The organism is Microbacterium sp. zg-Y1090 (genome assembly GCF_030246945.1).
In the GTDB taxonomy this organism is placed as follows: Bacteria; Actinomycetota; Actinomycetes; order Actinomycetales; family Microbacteriaceae; genus Microbacterium; species Microbacterium wangruii.
On record NZ_CP126742.1, the window covers coordinates 2,170,022 to 2,187,875 of the forward strand.

At 70.8% G+C, this 17,854-nt stretch carries 20 protein-coding genes; 3 read left to right on the top strand and 17 right to left on the bottom strand.

From position 1 onward, the window contains the following. Positions 1-167: 167 nt before the first annotated feature. Entirely contained in the window at positions 168-1,139 is a 972-nt protein-coding gene (locus QNO26_RS10320; RefSeq protein WP_257638256.1) for an NAD-dependent epimerase/dehydratase family protein, read from the bottom strand. Between the two features lie 126 nt (positions 1,140-1,265). Between QNO26_RS10320 and QNO26_RS10325 the strand changes: the two genes are divergently transcribed. Next, entirely contained in the window at positions 1,266-2,390 is a 1,125-nt protein-coding gene (locus QNO26_RS10325; protein ID WP_257533163.1) for an AAA family ATPase, read from the top strand. Positions 2,391-2,427: 37 nt separating this feature from the next. Here the strand turns inward: QNO26_RS10325 and pheT are convergent, their stop codons facing one another. The 10 genes from pheT to infC all read right to left on the bottom strand — a co-directional run bounded on the left by pheT (position 2,428) and on the right by infC (position 11,790). Beyond that, complete coding sequence (gene pheT, locus QNO26_RS10330) at positions 2,428-4,938, bottom strand: phenylalanine--tRNA ligase subunit beta (RefSeq protein WP_257638255.1); 2,511 nt, start codon at positions 4,936-4,938, stop codon at positions 2,428-2,430. Continuing rightward, positions 4,938-5,978, bottom strand: a complete 1,041-nt coding sequence (gene pheS, locus QNO26_RS10335) for a phenylalanine--tRNA ligase subunit alpha (protein WP_257533167.1) — start codon at positions 5,976-5,978, stop codon at positions 4,938-4,940. The genes pheT and pheS overlap by 1 nt, the downstream gene beginning before the upstream one ends. Before the next feature lie 54 nt (positions 5,979-6,032). Next, positions 6,033-6,959, bottom strand: a complete 927-nt coding sequence (locus QNO26_RS10340) for an amino acid ABC transporter permease (RefSeq protein ID WP_257533168.1) — start codon at positions 6,957-6,959, stop codon at positions 6,033-6,035. After that, the gene (locus tag QNO26_RS10345) at positions 6,956-7,612 is read right to left on the bottom strand and encodes an amino acid ABC transporter permease (RefSeq protein WP_257533170.1); all 657 of its coding nucleotides are present in this window, start codon (positions 7,610-7,612) and stop codon (positions 6,956-6,958) included. The genes QNO26_RS10340 and QNO26_RS10345 overlap by 4 nt, the downstream gene beginning before the upstream one ends. 67 nt (positions 7,613-7,679) lie before the next feature. Further along, the gene (locus tag QNO26_RS10350) at positions 7,680-8,579 is read right to left on the bottom strand and encodes a glutamate ABC transporter substrate-binding protein (protein ID WP_257533172.1); all 900 of its coding nucleotides are present in this window, start codon (positions 8,577-8,579) and stop codon (positions 7,680-7,682) included. 59 nt (positions 8,580-8,638) lie between these two features. Continuing rightward, entirely contained in the window at positions 8,639-9,433 is a 795-nt protein-coding gene (locus QNO26_RS10355; RefSeq protein ID WP_257533174.1) for an amino acid ABC transporter ATP-binding protein, read from the bottom strand. Between the two features lie 131 nt (positions 9,434-9,564). Then, complete coding sequence (locus tag QNO26_RS10360; protein WP_257533176.1) at positions 9,565-10,365, bottom strand: TrmH family RNA methyltransferase; 801 nt, start codon at positions 10,363-10,365, stop codon at positions 9,565-9,567. A gap of 107 nt (positions 10,366-10,472) precedes the next feature. Next, positions 10,473-10,853: a 50S ribosomal protein L20 gene (rplT, locus tag QNO26_RS10365; RefSeq protein ID WP_257533178.1), complete on the bottom strand. Its 381-nt coding sequence runs from the start codon at positions 10,851-10,853 to the stop codon at positions 10,473-10,475. Between the two features lie 30 nt (positions 10,854-10,883). Next, the gene (gene rpmI / locus QNO26_RS10370; protein ID WP_257517405.1) at positions 10,884-11,078 is read right to left on the bottom strand and encodes a 50S ribosomal protein L35; all 195 of its coding nucleotides are present in this window, start codon (positions 11,076-11,078) and stop codon (positions 10,884-10,886) included. A gap of 70 nt (positions 11,079-11,148) precedes the next feature. Next, positions 11,149-11,790 (bottom strand): translation initiation factor IF-3, encoded by a 642-nt coding sequence (infC, locus tag QNO26_RS10375; RefSeq protein WP_257533292.1) that lies wholly within the window; start codon positions 11,788-11,790, stop codon positions 11,149-11,151. 258 nt (positions 11,791-12,048) lie between these two features. On the opposite strand from infC, the gene QNO26_RS10380 reads away from it, so the two are divergent. Then, the gene (locus QNO26_RS10380) at positions 12,049-12,468 is read left to right on the top strand and encodes a DUF1844 domain-containing protein (RefSeq protein WP_374679358.1); all 420 of its coding nucleotides are present in this window, start codon (positions 12,049-12,051) and stop codon (positions 12,466-12,468) included. A 52-nt stretch (positions 12,469-12,520) separates the two neighbouring features. Here the strand turns inward: QNO26_RS10380 and QNO26_RS10385 are convergent, their stop codons facing one another. The 6 genes from QNO26_RS10385 to QNO26_RS10410 all read right to left on the bottom strand — a co-directional run bounded on the left by QNO26_RS10385 (position 12,521) and on the right by QNO26_RS10410 (position 16,878). Beyond that, the gene (locus tag QNO26_RS10385) at positions 12,521-13,306 is read right to left on the bottom strand and encodes an SseB family protein (protein ID WP_257638254.1); all 786 of its coding nucleotides are present in this window, start codon (positions 13,304-13,306) and stop codon (positions 12,521-12,523) included. Continuing rightward, a complete protein-coding gene (priA, locus tag QNO26_RS10390; RefSeq protein WP_257533182.1) occupies positions 13,290-14,045 on the bottom strand; it encodes a bifunctional 1-(5-phosphoribosyl)-5-((5-phosphoribosylamino)methylideneamino)imidazole-4-carboxamide isomerase/phosphoribosylanthranilate isomerase PriA in 756 nt (251 codons plus the stop codon). Before priA ends, QNO26_RS10385 begins: the two co-directional genes overlap by 17 nt. 52 nt (positions 14,046-14,097) lie before the next feature. Then, on the bottom strand, positions 14,098-14,754 hold the full coding sequence (gene hisH / locus QNO26_RS10395; protein ID WP_257533184.1) for an imidazole glycerol phosphate synthase subunit HisH: 657 nt from the start codon (positions 14,752-14,754) through the stop codon (positions 14,098-14,100). Then, the gene (gene hisB, locus QNO26_RS10400) at positions 14,751-15,362 is read right to left on the bottom strand and encodes an imidazoleglycerol-phosphate dehydratase HisB (protein ID WP_257533186.1); all 612 of its coding nucleotides are present in this window, start codon (positions 15,360-15,362) and stop codon (positions 14,751-14,753) included. Before hisB ends, hisH begins: the two co-directional genes overlap by 4 nt. Then, positions 15,359-16,453, bottom strand: a complete 1,095-nt coding sequence (locus tag QNO26_RS10405; RefSeq protein ID WP_257638266.1) for a histidinol-phosphate transaminase — start codon at positions 16,451-16,453, stop codon at positions 15,359-15,361. Before QNO26_RS10405 ends, hisB begins: the two co-directional genes overlap by 4 nt. A 65-nt stretch (positions 16,454-16,518) precedes the next feature. Continuing rightward, positions 16,519-16,878, bottom strand: a complete 360-nt coding sequence (locus tag QNO26_RS10410; RefSeq protein ID WP_257533191.1) for a LysM peptidoglycan-binding domain-containing protein — start codon at positions 16,876-16,878, stop codon at positions 16,519-16,521. A 254-nt stretch (positions 16,879-17,132) separates the two neighbouring features. Here QNO26_RS10410 and lexA point away from each other — a divergent pair, with 254 nt between their 5' ends. After that, positions 17,133-17,825, top strand: a complete 693-nt coding sequence (gene lexA, locus QNO26_RS10415; RefSeq protein WP_257533193.1) for a transcriptional repressor LexA — start codon at positions 17,133-17,135, stop codon at positions 17,823-17,825. The last annotated feature ends 29 nt before the right edge of the window (positions 17,826-17,854 follow it).

Here is a 17,854-nt window from a genome sequence, read left to right on the forward strand (position 1 = left end):
CGGCGCCCGTCCCGCCGGCGGCGCGCAGCAGCGATGCTCGAGACGAGCGTCGCGGAGGTGCACACAGCCGAAGGCATGCCGCGACGATATCCCCCCTCAGCCCTCGGTCGCAAACCCGCGTCGGCTGGGGACGGACCCGGCGGGCGACCCAGGGTGTCCGAGGTGACTCACTCGATCGCCGAGAGCAGCGAGATCTCCTCTTCGCGCGTCATCCCCGCGCGGCGGTCACGGTCCAGCCCCGCCGTGCGTTCGGCATCCAGCGTGCGTTCGAGCGTCGAGCGCAGCGGCCGCAGCCGCCCGCCCAGGATCTTGTAGGCGGCGTTCGACCGCGACCACACGCCCCGATGCCCCGATGGCACGGTCAGCGGCAGCGAGCGCGGGCCGGACCAGTGCCCGACGGCATGCTCGGCCAGCCACGAGTCCGACGCCGCCACGATGTCGCCCGTGTGCCCGGCGACCTCCCGCGCCTGCGCGAGCACGTCCGCGAGCGCGTGGGGGTCGCCGACGGCGTTGACGACGCCGGTCCAGCGTGCGTCCCCGATCGCGACGATGAAGTCGGCGAGATCGTCCACGTCGATCACCGCGGCGCCCTTGCCGTCGGTCTCGGGGACGAGCACCGGCGCATCCCCCGCGAGGGCGAACCGCGACACCCAGTAGCCGAACCGGTCGGTCGGGTCGCCAGGGCCGGCGATCAGCCCCGGGCGCACGATCGCGGCACGGTGCGCGAGGGCGCTGCGGACGATGGCCTCCGCCGCCGCCTTCTCGTGGGGGTAGTCCGACTGCCCCGCCGCCGCGGGGCCGACCACCGCGTCGGACTCGTCGCCGTCGCCGTCGGCATCCGCGTACACCGAGACCGTCGAGACGAAGGTGAAGTGGCGGGTGTGGGCGGCGAGCGCGGTCACCGCGGACGCCACGTGGGCCGCATCCGAGGACACGTCCACCACTTCATCCCACTCCCGGTCGGCGACGGCGTCATACGCCCCCGGCGCCCCCCGGTCCGCCGTCACCAGGCGTGCCCCCTCGGGTGCGGGTCGTCGTCCGCGCGCCAGGCACGTCACCTTCGCGCCCTTGGCGAGCCAGCGCTCTGCCACCCGAGAACCCAGCCAGCCCGTCCCACCCAGCATCAGCACATCCACCATGGGTCGATTCCAGCAGAGCGGATGCCGCGGCGCGACGCCTTGCGCTCGGGTCGCCCTTGGGTATGGCGCGGCACCGACGGAGCCCCCGCTCGGCGCGGTGTCGGGGCGACCTGCCAGGATCGAGGGATGCTCCGCACTCTCGCCGTCTCCGGCTATCGGTCGCTGCGCGACGTGGTCGTCCCCCTGGCCCCGCTCACCGTCGTCACCGGAGCCAACGGGTCGGGCAAGTCCAACCTGTACCGCGCGCTGCGTCTGCTCTCCGCCACCGCCACCGGATCGCTCATCGCGGCGATCGCCCGTGAGGGCGGCCTCCCCTCCGTGCTGTGGGCGGGCCCCGAGAACGGCGGCGGCGCGGCGACCCTGCGCCGTGCGCCGGTCGCCGTGCAGCTGGGCTTCGCCGGCGACGAGCTCGGCTACCTGATCGACCTCGGCATCCCGCAGTCCGACCAGCGCAACCTCTTCGCCCGCGACCCCGAGATCAAGCGCGAGCAGGTCTTCGCGGGAGCCCTGGCCAAGCCCGCCACCCTGCTCATCGATCGGCTGCGCGGCGCGACCCGGGTGCGCGACGGCGGCTGGACGACGCTGGACCAGACCCTGGCTCCCTTCGAGAGCATCGTCACCGACCTCGCGGACGGCGACACCGCACCCGAGCTGCTGACGCTGCGGCGCATGCTCGGCGCGTGGCGGTTCTACGACCACTTCCGCGTCGACGCCGATGCCCCGGCGCGCCGGCCCCAGGTCGGCACCCGCTCACACACGCTGTCGCACGGCGGCGAGAACCTGGCGGCCGTGTGGGCGACCATCGAGGACGCCGGGAACGGCGCAGCCCTCGCCGCTGCGGTCGATGCGGCGTTCCCCGGCGCGCGCGTCGAGGTCACCGCGGCCGACGGCCTGTTCTCGCTGGCGCTGCGCCTGCCCGGGTTGCTGCGACCGCTGCAGGCCGCCGAGCTCTCCGACGGCACCCTGCGCTACCTCCTGCTGTGCGCGGCGCTGCTGCCGGCGCGACCCGCGCCGCTCATCGTGCTCAACGAGCCGGAGGCCAGTCTGCACGCCGACCTGCTCGACCCCCTGGCCGGGCTCATCGCCGCCGCAGCCGATCGCACCCAGCTGATCGTCGTGACGCACGCGCCGCAGCTGGTCGCGGGTCTCGACGGCGCCGAGCGCGTCGAGCTGCAGCGCACCGCCGACGGCACCGTCGTGGCCGGTCAGGGGCTCCTCGACGTCCCGGCCTGGAACTGGGGATCCCGCTAGACCGACGCTCCCGGCGGGGAGCGCCGGCGGCGCACGCTCACTCGCGGATGGCGGCTCCCAGGCGGTCGGCGGCGACGGCGACCCCGGCGAGCTTCGCCTCGGTGGCCTCCGCCGCGGTCAGCGTGCGGTCGGGCGCGCGGAACCGCAGCGCGAACGTGAGGCTTTTCGCCCCGTCGGGAAGCCCCGCCCCGCGGTAGTCGTCCACCAGCCGCAGGGACTCCAGCAGGTCGCCCGCCCCGTCGACCAGCGCGGCGCGCACGGCGGATGCCGGCGTCTCGGCAGGCACGACGAGCGAGACGTCCTGGGTCGCCGCGGGGTACCCCGACAGCGACGCGACCACGACACGGTCGCCCGCGAGCGACAGCACGCGGTCGAGGTCGATCTCGGCGACGATCACGCGGCCCGGCAGGTCGGCGGCCTCAGAGACGGCCGGCAGCACCTCGCCGACGTACCCCACCTCGATGTCGCCGACAGCCAGCACGCCGGTGCGTCCCGGGTGCAGCGCGGCACGCTCGCCCTGGGCGACATCGATCGTGACACCCGCGGCCACCGCGATGGTGCGGACGGCATCCAGCGCATCGCCCAGATCGAACGCCTCGGCGGACTGCCCGGGCTGCTTCGCGACACGCTGGCCGGTCAGCAGCACGGCGACGTGACGCGGCTGCGGCGGAATCGACGCGTCGAGGGCCGCGAGCGTGGCGGCATCCGGGCGCACCGCCAGCGGCGGCACGTGGTCGGTGCCGTAGGCGACACCGGGCTCAGGCAGGAACACCGCGCCGGTCTCGAACAGCGCGAGGTCGCCGAACCCGCGCGCCAGGTTGCGGTGCGCCACCTGCAGGAGACCCGGCACGAGCGAACGACGCAGGAACGGGGCCTGACCGTCGAGCGGGTTGGCGAGCTTGACGCTGGGCAGGTGCTCCCCCGACGCCGACCCGTGCAGGTCGTTCTGCTCGGCGGTCGTGAACGGGAACGACGGCGTCTCGGTGTACCCGGCGGCTGCCAGCGCGTTCGCCACCCGGCGCCGACCGGACTGCGCGGGCGTCAGCCCGCGGCCCGACGGCGGCACCGGCAGCACGGAGGGGATGCGGTCGTAGCCGTGGATGCGGGCGACCTCCTCGGCGAGGGTCCACGCGTCGGTGAGGTCGGGACGCCACGACGGCGGGATGACGACCCACCCCTGGGCGGTCTCGGTCACCTCGCAGCCGATCGTCTCCAGCGCGCCGACGATCTCCGCATCGCTGTAGTCCACGCCGATGAGCCCCGGGACGAAGGGCTTCGGCAGCTCGATGCCGGCGATGTGCACGTCGGCGAACAGCGCGCCGCCGACCTCGGTGTCGAGCGTGCCACCGGCGTACTCCACCATCAGGTCGGCCACGCGCCGGGCGGCGACGAACGGGATGAGCGGATCCACGCCGCGCTCGAAGCGACGCGACGCCTCGGAGGGCAGCTTGTGCCGCCGGGCGGTGCGCGCGATCGAGACGGTGTCGAAGATCGCGGCTTCGATGAGCACGTTGCGCGTCGCATCGGTCATCTCGGTCGTGCCGCCGCCCATCACGCCGGCGAGGCCGATGGGGCCGGACTCGTCGGTGATGAGCAGGTCCTCGGGGCTGAGCGTGCGCTCCTTGCCGTCGAGCGTCGTGAGCTTCTCGCCCTCGTGCGCCCGGCGCACCGTGATGCCGCCCTGCAGGCGGTCGAGGTCGTAGCCGTGGATCGGGTTGCCGAGCTCGAGCATCACGTAGTTGGTGATGTCGATCAGGATGCCGAGCGACCGGATGCCGGCGAGCGTCAGCCGCGCGACCATCCACGGCGGTGTCGGCTTGGTGGGGTCGACGTCACGGACGATCCGCACGACGAACTCGCTCGCCCCCAGGTGCCCGCGGATGGGCGCCTGGTCATCCACGGCGACGGCGAAGCCCTCCACCGGCTGCTGCAGCTCGCCCCATTCCCGCTCGCCCGGGTCGCGGAACGCCGCACCGGTGGCGTGCGAGTACTCGCGCGCCACGCCGCGCATCGACAGCGCGTACCCGCGGTCGGGCGTGACGTTGATCTCGACGGCGACGTCGTCCAGGCCCAGCAGGGCGATGGCATCCGTCCCCACCTGGGGGTCGAGGCCCAGCTCCACCAGGCGCAGGATGCCGCTGTGCTCGTCACCGAGCCCCAGCTCCTTCGCCGAGGCGATCATGCCGTCCGACACGTGGCCGTACGTCTTGCGCGCCGCGATCGGGAAGGGCCCCGGCAGCACGGCACCCGGCAGGGTCACGACGACCTTGTCGCCGGCGAAGAAGTTGCGGGCGCCGCAGACGATGCCGCGCACTCCCCCGTTGGCCTCGCCGACGTCGACCTGACACCAGCGGATCGTCTTGCCGTTGGACTGGGGCTCCTCGACGAACTCGACCACCTGGCCGACGACGATCGGGCCCTGCAGGTCGAAGCCGTGCACGTCCTCCTCTTCGAAGCCCACCGACACCAGCGCCGCGAGGACATCCTCGGGCGTGGCATCCGCCGGGACGTCGACGTATTCACGCAGCCACGAGAGCGGAACGCGCATCAGACCACCATTCCAAACTGCTCGCTGAAGCGGACATCGCCTTCGGCCATGTCACGCATGTCCTGTACATCGCTGCGGAACATCAGGGTGCGCTCGAAGCCCATTCCGAACGCGAACCCGGAGTACACCTCCGGGTCGATCCCGGCCGCGCGCAGCACATTGGGGTTCACCATCCCGCAGCCGCCCCACTCGATCCAGCGGGCACCGCCCTTGAAGGTGGGGTGCCACAGGTCGAACTCCGCCGACGGCTCGGTGAAGGGGAAGAAGTTCGCCCGCATGCGGGTCTTCGCCTCGTCGCCGAAGAGCACCCGCGCGACATGGTCGAGCGTGCCCTTGAGGTGCGCCATCGTGATGCCCTTGTCGACCACGAGACCCTCGAACTGGCTGAAGACGGGGAGATGGGTCGCATCGAACTCGTCGGTGCGGTACACCCGGCCCGGGGCGAGGATGTAGATCGGCAGGTCGCGCTCGAGCATGCTGCGCACCTGCACGGGGCTGGTGTGCGTGCGCATCACGAGGTGACGCTCGACGGGATCGACGTAGAACGTGTCCTGCATCTGCCGTGCCGGGTGGTCGGCGTCGAAGTTGAGCGCATCGAAGTTGAACCACTCGTGCTCGAGCTCGGGGCCCTCGGCGATCTCCCACCCCATGCCGACGAACAGGTCGGCGATCTGCTCCTGCAGCAGGCTCAGCGGATGCCGTGCACCGGTGCGCGCGCGCTGCGCGAGCGCGGTGACGTCGACCCGCTCGGCCTCGAGGCGTGCGGCGGTCTCGGCCGCGGCGACCTCGCCCTCGCGGGCGGCGAGCGCCTGGGTGACCCGGCCGCGGGCCTGCCCGACGAGCTTGCCGAACTCGGCCTTGCGCTCGTTGGGCACGTTGCGCAGCTGCGCGTTGAGGGCGGCCAGCGGCGAGCCCTCGGCGGTGTGCGCGGAACGCGCCGCCTTCAGCTCGGCCGTGGTGGTGGCGGCGGCGATCGCGGCGAGAGCCGCGTCGACGGCGGCATCCACCGCTTCAGGGGTGATCTCGGGAGTCTCGGACACGAGGAACGAGTCTACCGACGCGGGAGGGCGTTCCCGCGTCGGTAGAGCCGTGGATCAGCCGTCGTTCGGGCCCGCCTTGCCGTCGAGCGCGCGGTCCGCGCGCTGCTGCACCGCGATGAGCTGCGTGTCTGTGACCTCGCCCACCGGGTGGTGCATCGGCGCGACACCGGGCGTGCGCGCCGAGCGGCGCAGACGCTTCTCGACGACCGTGGCCACCAGCGAGAGCAGCAGGCAGAGCCCGATGTAGATGGCGCCGACGATGATCGTCATCGGCACGATCGGCGAGCCGTACGTCGACTGCGAGCCCAGGTAGCGCGCGTAGAACAGCAGCTCGGGGTAGGTGATGATGAAGCCCAGCGCGGTGTCCTTCAGCGTCACCACCAGCTGCGCGATGATCACGGGCAGCATGGCGCGGATCGCCTGCGGCAGCAGCACGAGCCGCATCACACCCGACTTGCGCAGGCCGAGGGCGTAGCCGGCCTCCTGCTGACCGCGCGGCAGCGACTGCACGCCGGCGCGGATGACCTCGGCGAGCACGGGGCCGTTGTAGGCGATGAGCGCGATGACGACGGCCCAGTACGAGTCCATCCGGATGCCGATGACCGGCAGCCCGTAGTAGAGCAGGAACATGAAGACCAGCACGGGCACGGCGCGGAACACCTCGACGACGGCGCCGACGGGGATGCGCACCCACGCGTGATCGGACAGTCGCCCGATCGCGAGGACGAAGCCCACCACGAGCGCACCGACCGCCGCCACGGCGAAGGCGGCCAGAGTGCGCAGCGTGGCTTCCCCGATGTTGAGCCACACGGTGGTGTAGCTGAAGGCCTGCCACTTGCGGGCGGAGAACTGCCCGGTGTCGATGAGGCGCCACAGCAGGAAGCCCAGCACCGCCGCGACGAGCAGCACCGTGACGACGCCGAGGATGCGGTTGCGGACGATGGCCCGGGGACCGGGGACGTCGTACAGGACCGAGGTCATCGGGTCACCCTCCATCGGTTCTCGAGCGTTCGCTGCAGCCACGACAGCAGCAGCACCAGCGCCACGAAGATGACCATGACCCAGACGATCACGAGGAACTGGTTCTCGCCCCGCTCACTGAGGTAGTTGCGGGCCGAGCCGAGGTTGACGACCGAGAACCCGGCGGCGACGGTGGTGTTCTTCAGCAGCGCGATGAAGACGCTCATCATCGGCGGGATCACCGAGCGGAACGCCTGCGGCATCACCACGAGGCCCATCACCTGGCCGAAGGTGAGGCCCAGAGCGCGGGCGGCTTCGGCCTGCCCTACCGGAACCGTGTTGATACCGGAGCGGATCGTCTCGGCCACATAGGTCGCGGTGTACAGCCCCAGCGCGCTGATCGCGAGGGTCAGCGACACGTCGGAGGTCAATCGCAGGCCCAGGATCGGAGGCAGGGCGAACGCGAACGCGAAGAACACGAGCGTCAGCGGCGTGTTGCGGATCGTGTTGACGTAGATCGTGCCGACGGCACGGGCCACCGGGATGGGCGAGACGCGCATCGCGGCGACGACGATGCCGAGCACGAGGGCGAGCACCCCGCCGCCGAAGAACAGGATGAGAGTGCCCAGCAGGGCTTCGCCCCACACGTCGGCGTTGTCGGTGATGACGCCCATGCGTACTTCTCTCGGTCGGATCAGGAAGGGGGTCGGGGGCGGCCGCGGGGCCGCCCCGACCTCAGGGTCAGTCGACGGCCGGCTGCTCGCCGTCGATGCCGGCGGGAGCGAGGTGCTCCTCGAACAGCGCGGTCCACACGTCGCCGCCGTCGGTGAAGAGGGAGTTGATGTGGTCGAGCAGAACGGTGTCGCCCTTCTCCAGGCCCACGCCGTAGCGCTCCTCGCTGAAGGGCTCGCCGGCGATCTTCAGCTCGTCGGGCTGCTGCGCCACGTAGCCGGCGAGGATCGCCTCGTCGGTGGTGATGGCGTCGACCGAGCCGGACAGCAGCTGCTCGATGCACTGCGAGTAGGTGTCGTACTCGACGGTGTCGCCCGGGCTGTACTCCTCGCGGATGCGCTGCAGCGGCGTCGAGCCGGTCACCGAGCAGACGATCTTGCCTGCGAGGTCGTCCGGTCCGGTGATGTCGTCGTTGTCCGCGGCGACGAGCAGGCCCTGGCCGGTGAGGAAGTACGGACCGGCGAAGTCGATCTGCTCCTTGCGCTTGTCGGTGATCGAGTAGGTGCCGACGTAGTAGTCGATGTCGCCGTTGACGATCGCCTGCTCGCGGTTGGCGGAGGGGATGGTCTCGTACGTGATCTGGTCCTCGTCGAAGCCCAGCGACGCCGCGATCCAGCGCGCGATGTCGATGTCGAAGCCGGTGCGCTCATTGGTGGCCGCATCCTGGTAGCCGAGGCCCGGCTGGTCGTTCTTCACACCGATGATGACGCCGTCGCGCTCGACCATGCGGTCGTACGTCGGGCTGCCTTCCAGCGAGACGTCGGTGGCGACCTCCCACAGCGCTGTGGTGTCCTCGCCGTCGGTGGCTTCGCCACCCGGGTTGTCGGGCGTGCCGCTGTTGCAGCCGCTCAGGGCGAGGGCGGCGATGGCGATGCCGGCGAAGGCGCCGGCCATACGGGTCTTGCGCATGTGATCCTCCTGGTGTCGATGGTTTCGGTGACCGGCCCGGGTGCACGGGCGCGGACGTCTCAGTGCGTGATGAGCTTGGAGAGGAAGTCCTTCGCGCGGTCGCTGCGCGGGTTGGTGAAGAACGTGTCGGGGGTGGCCTCTTCGACGATCTGCCCGTCGGCCATGAACACCACGCGGTCAGCCGCCTTGCGCGCGAACCCCATCTCATGGGTCACGACGATCATCGTCATGCCGTCCTGCGCGAGACCGACCATGACGTCGAGCACCTCGTTGATCATCTCCGGGTCGAGCGCACTGGTGGGCTCGTCGAAGAGCATGACCTTGGGCTTCATCGCGAGTGCGCGTGCGATGGCGACCCGCTGCTGCTGCCCGCCTGACAGCTGGGCGGGAAGCTTCTCGGCCTGCTGGGCCACCCCCACCCGCTCGAGCAGGGCGCGCGCCTCGCGCTCGGCATCCGCCTTCTTCATGCCCTTGACCTTGATCGGGCCGAGCGTCACGTTGTCGAGGATCGACAGGTGCGAGAACAGGTTGAACGACTGGAACACCATGCCGACGTCGGCACGCAACGCCGCGAGGGCCTTGCCTTCCTTCGGCAGCTCTTTGCCGTCGATGGTGATCGTTCCGCTCGTGATGGTCTCGAGGCGGTTGATCGTGCGGCAGAGCGTCGACTTGCCGGAGCCGGACGGGCCGATGACCACGACGACCTCGCCGCGGTTCACGGTGAGGTTGATGTCCTTCAGCGCCTGGAAGTCGCCGTAGTGCTTCTGCACGTCGGTGATCACTACGAGCGGCTCGCCTCGCTGGACGTCGATGTTCGACGTGCGCGGGGCAGCCTGCGAATCTGATGTCGCCATGGAACTCACCTTATTCATCCGCCGGGATCCACCGTGGCGGTTGCCCGGACCTTTACCGTTCTGAAACATAATCGACGCGCGGCGCGGTGTGCGCGGATGCCGCGGGGACGGTCCTCCGGGCAGGGCGCGCGTCAGTCGTCGGCGCGTTGGGCGAACGCCGACTCGTAGAGGCAGACGCTGGCCGCGGTGGCGAGGTTGAGCGACTCGGCGGCACCGTAGATGGGCAGACGCAGCGCCAGGTCGGCGTGCGCACGCGCCTCCTCGTCGAGGCCCCGCGCCTCGTTGCCGAAAAGCCACGCCGTGGGGCGGGCGAGCAGCGCGCGGCTGGCCAGGAAGTCCTCGCCGCCCACGTCCGCCGCGACCACCTGCAGGCCGGCGGCGCGCGCCCGGGCCGCCGTCGCCTGGAGGTCGGCGCCCACGGCGACGGGCACGTGGAAGAGCGAGCCGGTCGTGGCGCGCACGACCTTCGGGTTGTAGAGGTCCACGGTGCGGCCGGTGAGGATCACGGCATCCGCCCCGGCGGCGTCGGCCGCCCGGATGATGGTGCCGAGGTTGCCGGGGTCGCGCACCTCCTCGCAGATCGCGATCAGCCGCGGGCCCGCGGCGAAGATGTCCTTGAGCGACGTGGGCGACTGGCGGGCGACCGCCACGAGCCCCTGCGGGGTGACCGTGTCGGCCATCGCATCGATGACGGCTTCCGTGGTGAAGACGACGTCGACGCCGGCTTCCTCCGCGGCGTCACGGATGTCCGAGTGGCGCTCCAGAGCGCCCGGTGTCGCGAAGAGCTCCACGAGCGCGTCCGGCCGGTGCGCGAGTGCCTCGCGGGCCGCCTGCGGACCCTCGAGCAGGAACAGTCCGGTCTCCTGTCGCGCGCTGCGCTTGGTCAGCTTGGCGACGGCACGCACACGAGGCGAACGCGGATTCTCGAGCACGCTCCCATCCTAGGGCGCGCATGCCCGGCATCCGGGTACGCCGAAGGGGCGCCCTCCGTGGAGGACGCCCCTTCGTGACACCGCGAGAGCGGTGAGGTGTGCGTGCGTCAGGCCTTGGGAGCGTTGACGTCGGCGGGCAGCGCAGCCTTGGCCGTCTGCACCAGCGAGGCGAACGTGGCCGGCTCGTGCACGGCCAGCTCGGCGAGCATGCGGCGGTCGACCTGCACGCCGGCGAGACCCAGACCCTGGATGAAGCGGTTGTAGGTGATGCCGTTCTGGCGGGCAGCGGCGTTGATGCGCTGGATCCAGAGGCGACGGAAGTCACCCTTGCGCTTGCGACGGTCACGGTACGCGTAGACCAGCGAGTGGGTGACCTGCTCCTTGGCCTTGCGGTACAGGCGCGAACGCTGACCCCGGTAGCCGGAGGCGCGCTCGAGGATGACGCGACGCTTCTTGTGGGCGTTTACTGCCCGCTTGACTCTTGCCATTTTCTTCTACTTCCTAACGTGCGGGGGAGCTCAGAGACCGAGCAGCTTCTTGGCGACCTTCGCGTCACCCGGGGCCAGGACCTGCTCCTGGTTCAGGCGACGGGTGCGGCGGCTCGCCTTGCCCTCGAGGTTGTGGCGCATGCCGGCCTGCTGCTTCATGAGCTTGCCGCTTCCGGTGACCTTGAAGCGCTTCTTGGCACCCGAATGGGTCTTCTGCTTCGGCATCTCTTCTTCCTTCGTTGCTGGTCCCGCGCAGGCGGGAGTCGGTATCCCGCGGTGCGGGGGTCTGTGGGGCCTATTCGGCCGGCTGTGCGGCGGAGTCGTCTCCGCTTGCGGCATCCGCTGCCTGGCCGTCGCCGGAGCGGGCCTGGCGTGCGGCTTCCTTGTTGGCCGTGCGCTGGGCGTTCTGCTCCGTCTTGACCTCGGACTTGTTCTTGTGCGGGGCCACGACCATGACCATGTTGCGGCCGTCGATGGTCGGGCTCGACTCGACGGTGCCGTACTCCGCGACGTCCTCGGCGAACTTGCGCAGCAGACGCACACCCTGCTCGGGGCGCGACTGCTCGCGGCCGCGGAACAGGATCATGGCCTTCACCTTGTCGCCGGCCTGCAGGAAGCCCTCGGCGCGCTTGAGCTTGGTGATGTAGTCGTGCGCCTCGATCTTCAGACGGAACCGGACCTCCTTGAGGACGGTGTTCGCCTGATTGCGCCGCGCTTCCTTGGCCTTCTGCGCCGCCTCGTACTTGAACTTGCCGTAGTCCATGATCTTGACCACGGGGGGCTTCGAGTTCGGGGCCACCTCGACCAGGTCGAGTTCGGCCTCCTGTGCCAGGCGCAGCGCCACCTCGATGCGGACGACGCCGACCTGCTCACCCGCGGGTCCGACGAGGCGGACCTCGGGGACGCGGATGCGGTCGTTGGTGCGGGGATCGCTGATGCGGAGCTCCTCTTACGTAGCGAATGGGTTCGGCCACCGCGACGGCCCGTCATCAAACGGTCCCTCGCGGGCGGAAGATTCGCACGTTCCACCCGCACAGCGCACCTGCGCCGGCTTGTGCACCCTAGCTACCCCGTGGAAACGGAGCGGAGTGCGTGGACCCGGTAGCCTGGAGCGGCAAGCGCGGGTGGGATGTGATCCTCTTTCGATCCGGGGTTGAACCCCCGGTGCCCGCGAAAGTCTAGCAGAAAGTGCGATGTGAACACGATTCCCGATGGCCAGGCCGATTCCACGGCGCACGCGAGCGCTCCGGACGCCGAGACCCAGGCCCGCTGGGACGAGCAGGACCGCGCGGCGAGCGCCGCCACGCGCGACATCGCGGATGTGCCCGCCGTCGAGGTGATCACGACCGCCGCCGTGCACCTGATGAGCGCCGCCGCCGTGAAAGTCGGCCTCGCCGACGACCCCGAGACGCAGCAGGACCTCGACGAGGCGCGCAAGCTGATCAACGCCCTGGCAGGTCTCATCACCGCCGGCGCCCCCGAGATCAGCGACATGCATGCCCGCTCGCTGCGAGACGGACTGCGTTCGCTGCAGCTGGCGTTCCGCGAGGCGTCGGTGATCCCCGACCCGATCGGCAAGGGCCCCGGCGAGAAGCTGACCGGCCCCGTCACCTGACCCGCTGCCGGGTGGGTGTCCGTCACGGACGCTCACTCGGCGCCGGGCACGCTCATTCCGGTGCGCGCAGCAGTTTCACAGTCAGCGAGTCGACCAGCACCGCGATGCGGTTGTCGGCCGCCCAGCGCGCGGCAAGGCGCTGCAGCACGGCATCGAGCTCGGCTTGGTCCAGGCCCGACATCAGCTGCAGCCGCACCACCAGCTCCGGCCCGCGAAGCCGGGCATCGGGATCGCCCGGCTCCACCGACAGGTCGAGCACGGCGAGCTCTCCCCCGACGCTCTCCTGCAGCCCGCGGTACACCTCCGGCGACGCGAAGCTCGGCTCCCAGGGCTGCCCCTGACCGATCGCCCACACGGCGGGACGGCGCAGCACGAACTCCGTCTCGGACGTGGGGTCGATCACGATGAGGTCGGTGTCGTCATGGGCCGCCGCGAGCGCGGTGCGCATGCCGTCGGCGGGTACGGGACGGGCGGTGGCATCCCACCGCTGCATCGCCTGCACCGAGGTGAACACGGGCAGCACGCTGCGTCCATCGGGCGCGGCGACGGTGACGATCGAGAGCTCCTGCGTCTTGTCGACGGCGAGCCCGGTCGGACCGACCCCCTCGTCGCCCTTCTCCGCCACGAGCGGGATCAGCAGCCTCGCCTGCCGATAGGCGTCGACCACGGCGACCTGGTCGCCCTCGCCCGCCCGGAACGCGAGGAGCGCCGCCAGCAGTGCCGGGTCGGCGGACCCGTCATCCCCGGCGTGCGGGTTGGATTGGAAGCTGCGTCCCTCCCACGCGACCCCGGCGGAGTCGGCGGTGTTGCCGCAGTGGTCCTCAGAAGCCGGCGACATCCAGCGCCTCGGCCAGGGTGAACGCCTCGGCATAGAGGGCCTTGCCCACGATGGCGCCCTCCACCCCCAGCGGCACGAGCTCGCGCAGTGCGGCGATGTCGTCGAGGCTCGAGATGCCTCCGGATGCCACGACCGGCTTCGGGGTGCGGGAGGCGAATTCGCGCAGCAGCTCGAGGTTCGGGCCGCGCAGAGTGCCGTCCTTGGTGACGTCGGTGAGCACGTAACGGGTGCAGCCGGCCGCTTCGAGGCGGTCGAGCACCTCCCACAGGTCTCCGCCGTCGCGGGTCCAGCCCCGGGCGGCGAGCGTCGTGCCGCGCACATCCAGCCCGACCGCGATCGCGTCGCCGTAGCGCGCGATGACGTCGGCGGCCCATTCGGGGTTCTCCAGCGCCGCGGTGCCGAGGTTGATGCGGCTCGCTCCGCTTTCGAGCGCGGCCTCGAGCGAGCGGTCATCGCGGATGCCGCCGGAGAGCTCCACCTGCACGCCCTTGACGTTGCGCACCTGCTTGATGACCTTGCGCAGCACCGCCGTGTTGTTGCCGCGACCGAACGCCGCATCCAGGTCGACGAGGTGGATCCACTGCGCCCCCTGCCGGGCCCAGGCCATCGCGGCGTCGACGGGGTCGCCGTAGGTCGTCTCGGAACCCGCCTCGCCCTGCGTCAGGCGCACGGCCTTGCCGGCGGCGACGTCGACGGCGGGGAGGAGGATCAGCTCAGGGGTGGACGCGAAATCGTTCATGGCTCCAGGTGCGGGCTCGGGATGCGCAGCGTCAGGCCGCGCAGGCACGATGTCAGACAGTAGTCGGGCGCAGCGCGCCGATCCAATTGGACAGCAGACGGATGCCGGCTTCGCCGGACTTCTCCGGGTGGAACTGGGTGGCCGAGAGCGGCCCGTTCTCGACGGCGGCGAGGAACGGCGCACCGTGACGGCTCCAGGTGAGGGCCGGCGCGGGGAACGGCGGGATGACGTCGAGCTCCCACGACTGCGCGGCGTAGGAGTGCACGAAGTAGAACCGCTCCTGCTCGAGCCCGCGGAAGAGCACCGACCCCTCGCCGGGCTCGACGGTGTTCCAGCCCATGTGCGGCAGGATCGGGGCGTCGAGCTCGGTGACGGCGCCGGGCCATTCACCCAGGCCGGCGGTGTCCTCGCCGCGCTCGACGCCGTGCTCGAACATCACCTGCATGCCCACGCAGATGCCCAGCACCGGCAGTCCCCCGGCCAGTCGCCGGTCGATGAGCTCATCGGCACGGCTGGCACGCAGCGCGTCCATCACGGCGCGGAAGGCACCCACCCCCGGGACGACGAGCCCGTCGGCGTCGCGGATGAGTCCGCGGTCAGCCGTGAGCCGTGCATCGGCCCCGGCGGCGACGAGCGCCTTCACCGCGGAGTGGACGTTGCCCGATCCGTAGTCGAGCACCGCAACGAGAGGCCGGGCGGCCTCGCTCACAGAGCGCCCTTCGTGCTGGGGATGCCCTGCACGAGCGGGTCGAGGGCCTTGGCCTGGCGGAACGCTCGCGCGAACGCCTTGTACTCCGCCTCGGCGATGTGATGCGGATCGCGACCTCCCAGCACCCTGACGTGCACGGTCATTCCGGCGTGGAAGGTGATCGCCTCGAACGTGTGACGCACGAGCGAGCCCGTGAAGTGGCCGCCGATCAGGTGGAACTCGTAGCCGGCGGGCTCCCCCGTGTGCACGAGGTAGGGCCGGCCGCTGATGTCGACGACGGCCTGAGCCAACGCCTCGTCCAGAGGCACCAGCGCGTCGCCGTAGCGGGAGATCCCGCTCTTGTCGCCCAGTGCTTCGCGGATCGCCTGGCCGAGCACGATCGCGACGTCCTCGACGGTGTGGTGCGCGTCGATGTCGGTGTCGCCGGAGGCCCGCACCGTGAGGTCGGTCAGCGAGTGCTTCGCGAAGGCGGTCAGCAGGTGGTCGAAGAAGGGCACGCTCGTGTCGATGTGGCTGCGACCGGTGCCGTCGAGGTCGAGGTCGAGCTCGACGGACGATTCGCTGGTGGCGCGGCGCACAGACGCGGTGCGCGCCTCGGGACGGGTCATGACCCCGAGTCTATCGACGCCAGCGCGTCGAGGAACGCGGTCGTCTCCTGCTCGGTCCCCGCCGTCACCCGGAGGTGGTGCGGGATGCCGACGTCGCGGATGAGCACTCCCCTGTCGTAGAGCGCCTGCCACGTGGCGGCGGGGTCGGCGACGCCGCCGAACAGCACGAAGTTCGTCCACGACTCGTGGGGCTCGTATCCCAGCGCCTCCAGGGTCGCCGAGATGCGGTCGCGCTGGGAGACGATCTCGTCGACCATGCCCAGCATGACCGGCGCGTGCCGCAGCGCGGCGGTGGCGGCCGCCTGAGTGAGTGCGCTGAGGTGGTACGGCAGCCGCACCAGCCGCAGGGCGTCGATCAGCGCGGGATCGGCTGCGAGGTATCCCACCCGCGCTCCGGCGAAGGCGAAGGCCTTGCTCATGGTGCGGGACACCACGAGCCGCTCGCGCCCCGGCATCAGCGTCACCGCCGACCGCGCGTCGCGTGGGGCGAACTCGACGTACGCCTCATCGACGATCACGACACCGGCTGTGGCCTCGTAGACCGCCTCGACCACGTCGAGTGACAGCGGCGTTCCGGTGGGGTTGTTCGGCGCGCAGAGGAAGACCACGTCGGGCGCCGCCTCCGCGACCTGCGATGCCGCGTCGTCGGGAGCGAGGGTGAAGTCGTGCGCGCGGTGACCGGCGACCCAGGTGGCTCCCGTCCCCCGCGTCAACAGCGGGTACATCGAGTAGGTCGGCGCGAAGGAGAACGCGGTGCGGCCGGGACCGGCGAACGCCTGCAGCACATGCTGCAGCACCTCGTTCGAGCCGTTCGCCGCCCAGATCTGGTCGCGGGACAGGCCGTGGCCGAGGTACTCGGCGAAGGCCTCGCGCAGCGCCGTGAACTCGCGGTCGGGGTAACGGTTCACGTCGCGCAGCGCACGAGCGACGGCGTCGAGGATGTCGCCCGCGACCTCGTCGGGAACCGGATGCGTGTTCTCGTTGACGTTCAGAGCGACGGGGAGTGCCGCCTGCGGAGCGCCGTACGGCGTCTGGCCGCGCAGATCGTCGCGGAGGGGGAGGTCGTTGAGACTCGGGATCACCCCTCCCATGCTAGCCAGCCCGGCCATCAGTGGGCTCGGCCCCAGGTCGGAACGTATCGCCCTCGCACCCGGCCTCACGGCGCGGCGGTGTACTCCCAGGGGATGGACAGTCGCTGACCGGCGGCGACCACGGAGGACTCGAGGGCGTTCAGCCGCACGATCTCGTGGATGACGTCGCGCGGGTCGGCCTGGGGCGCGACCTCTTCGGCGATCGACCACAGCGATTCGCCCGCAGCGACGGTGACCATCTGGAACGAGCCGGCCGGAGCGGAGCGGTCCCCGCTGGCGAGTGCACCTCCCCCACTGAGGGCGGCGGCGCCGACGGCGATGACGATGGGGAGGGCGGCGAGACCGGTGAACACCCGGCGACCGCGGGCGGTGAGCCGCAGCCGCGTGGCGGACGACGTCGGTCCGGCGAGCTGGATGGTGGTCATGGAGTCCTCCTCTGTGGCGATCTTCGCATCCGACCTTCGGCCAGGAAGGCCGGATGCGAAGTTCTTTTCCGAAGTTATCTTCGATGTTCTAGGGTGTCAAGCACGGGACCGGTCGGATATCGAATCGCACGCGACACGCGTGGACCTCTGCGCCGCGGCATCCGGCACCGGATACGGTTTCGATAGGAGCACCCCATCACGGACCTCCGACATTCGAAGACGCTGCCTCGCGCGGCGAGACGGGAGAAGGCTCGATGACCGACGCGACACCGGCCGGCCGCGAGCGGGACAAGCCGCAGACGCGGCGGCGCAAGAGCCTCAGCGAGAAGCAGCTGGCGATCCTCGAGGTCATCCAGCGCTCGATCGCACGGCATGGCTACCCGCCGAGCATGAGGGAGATCGGCGACGCGGTGGGACTCAAATCGCTGTCGAGCGTGACCCACCAGCTCAATCAGCTCGAGCTGAGCGGATACCTCCGGCGCGACCCCGGCAAGACGCGCGCCATGGAGGTGCTGATCGACCTGCCCGGCTCTGCCGCCGAGAATCCTGCCGATGCCGCGCCCAGCGTCGGCGACGCCGCGCTCGTGCCGCTCGTCGGCCGCATCGCCGCGGGCGTGCCGATCACCGCCGACCAGCAGGTGGAGGAGATCTTCCCGCTGCCGCGCCAGCTGGTGGGCAAGGGTGACCTGTTCATGCTGAAGGTCAGCGGCGAATCGATGATCGATGCCGCGATCTGCGACGGCGACTGGGTGGTCGTCCGCTCGCAGCCCACAGCCGACAACGGCGACATCGTCGCGGCGATGCTCGACGGCGAGGCGACGGTCAAGACGTTCCGCCAGCGCGACGGTCACACGTGGCTGCTGCCGCGCAACAGCGCGTTCGAGCCGATCCTGGGCGACGAGTCGGTCGTGCTGGGCAAGGTGGTGGCGGTGCTGCGCGCGGTATAGCCGCGACCGCGCGTACGCCGCGTGACATG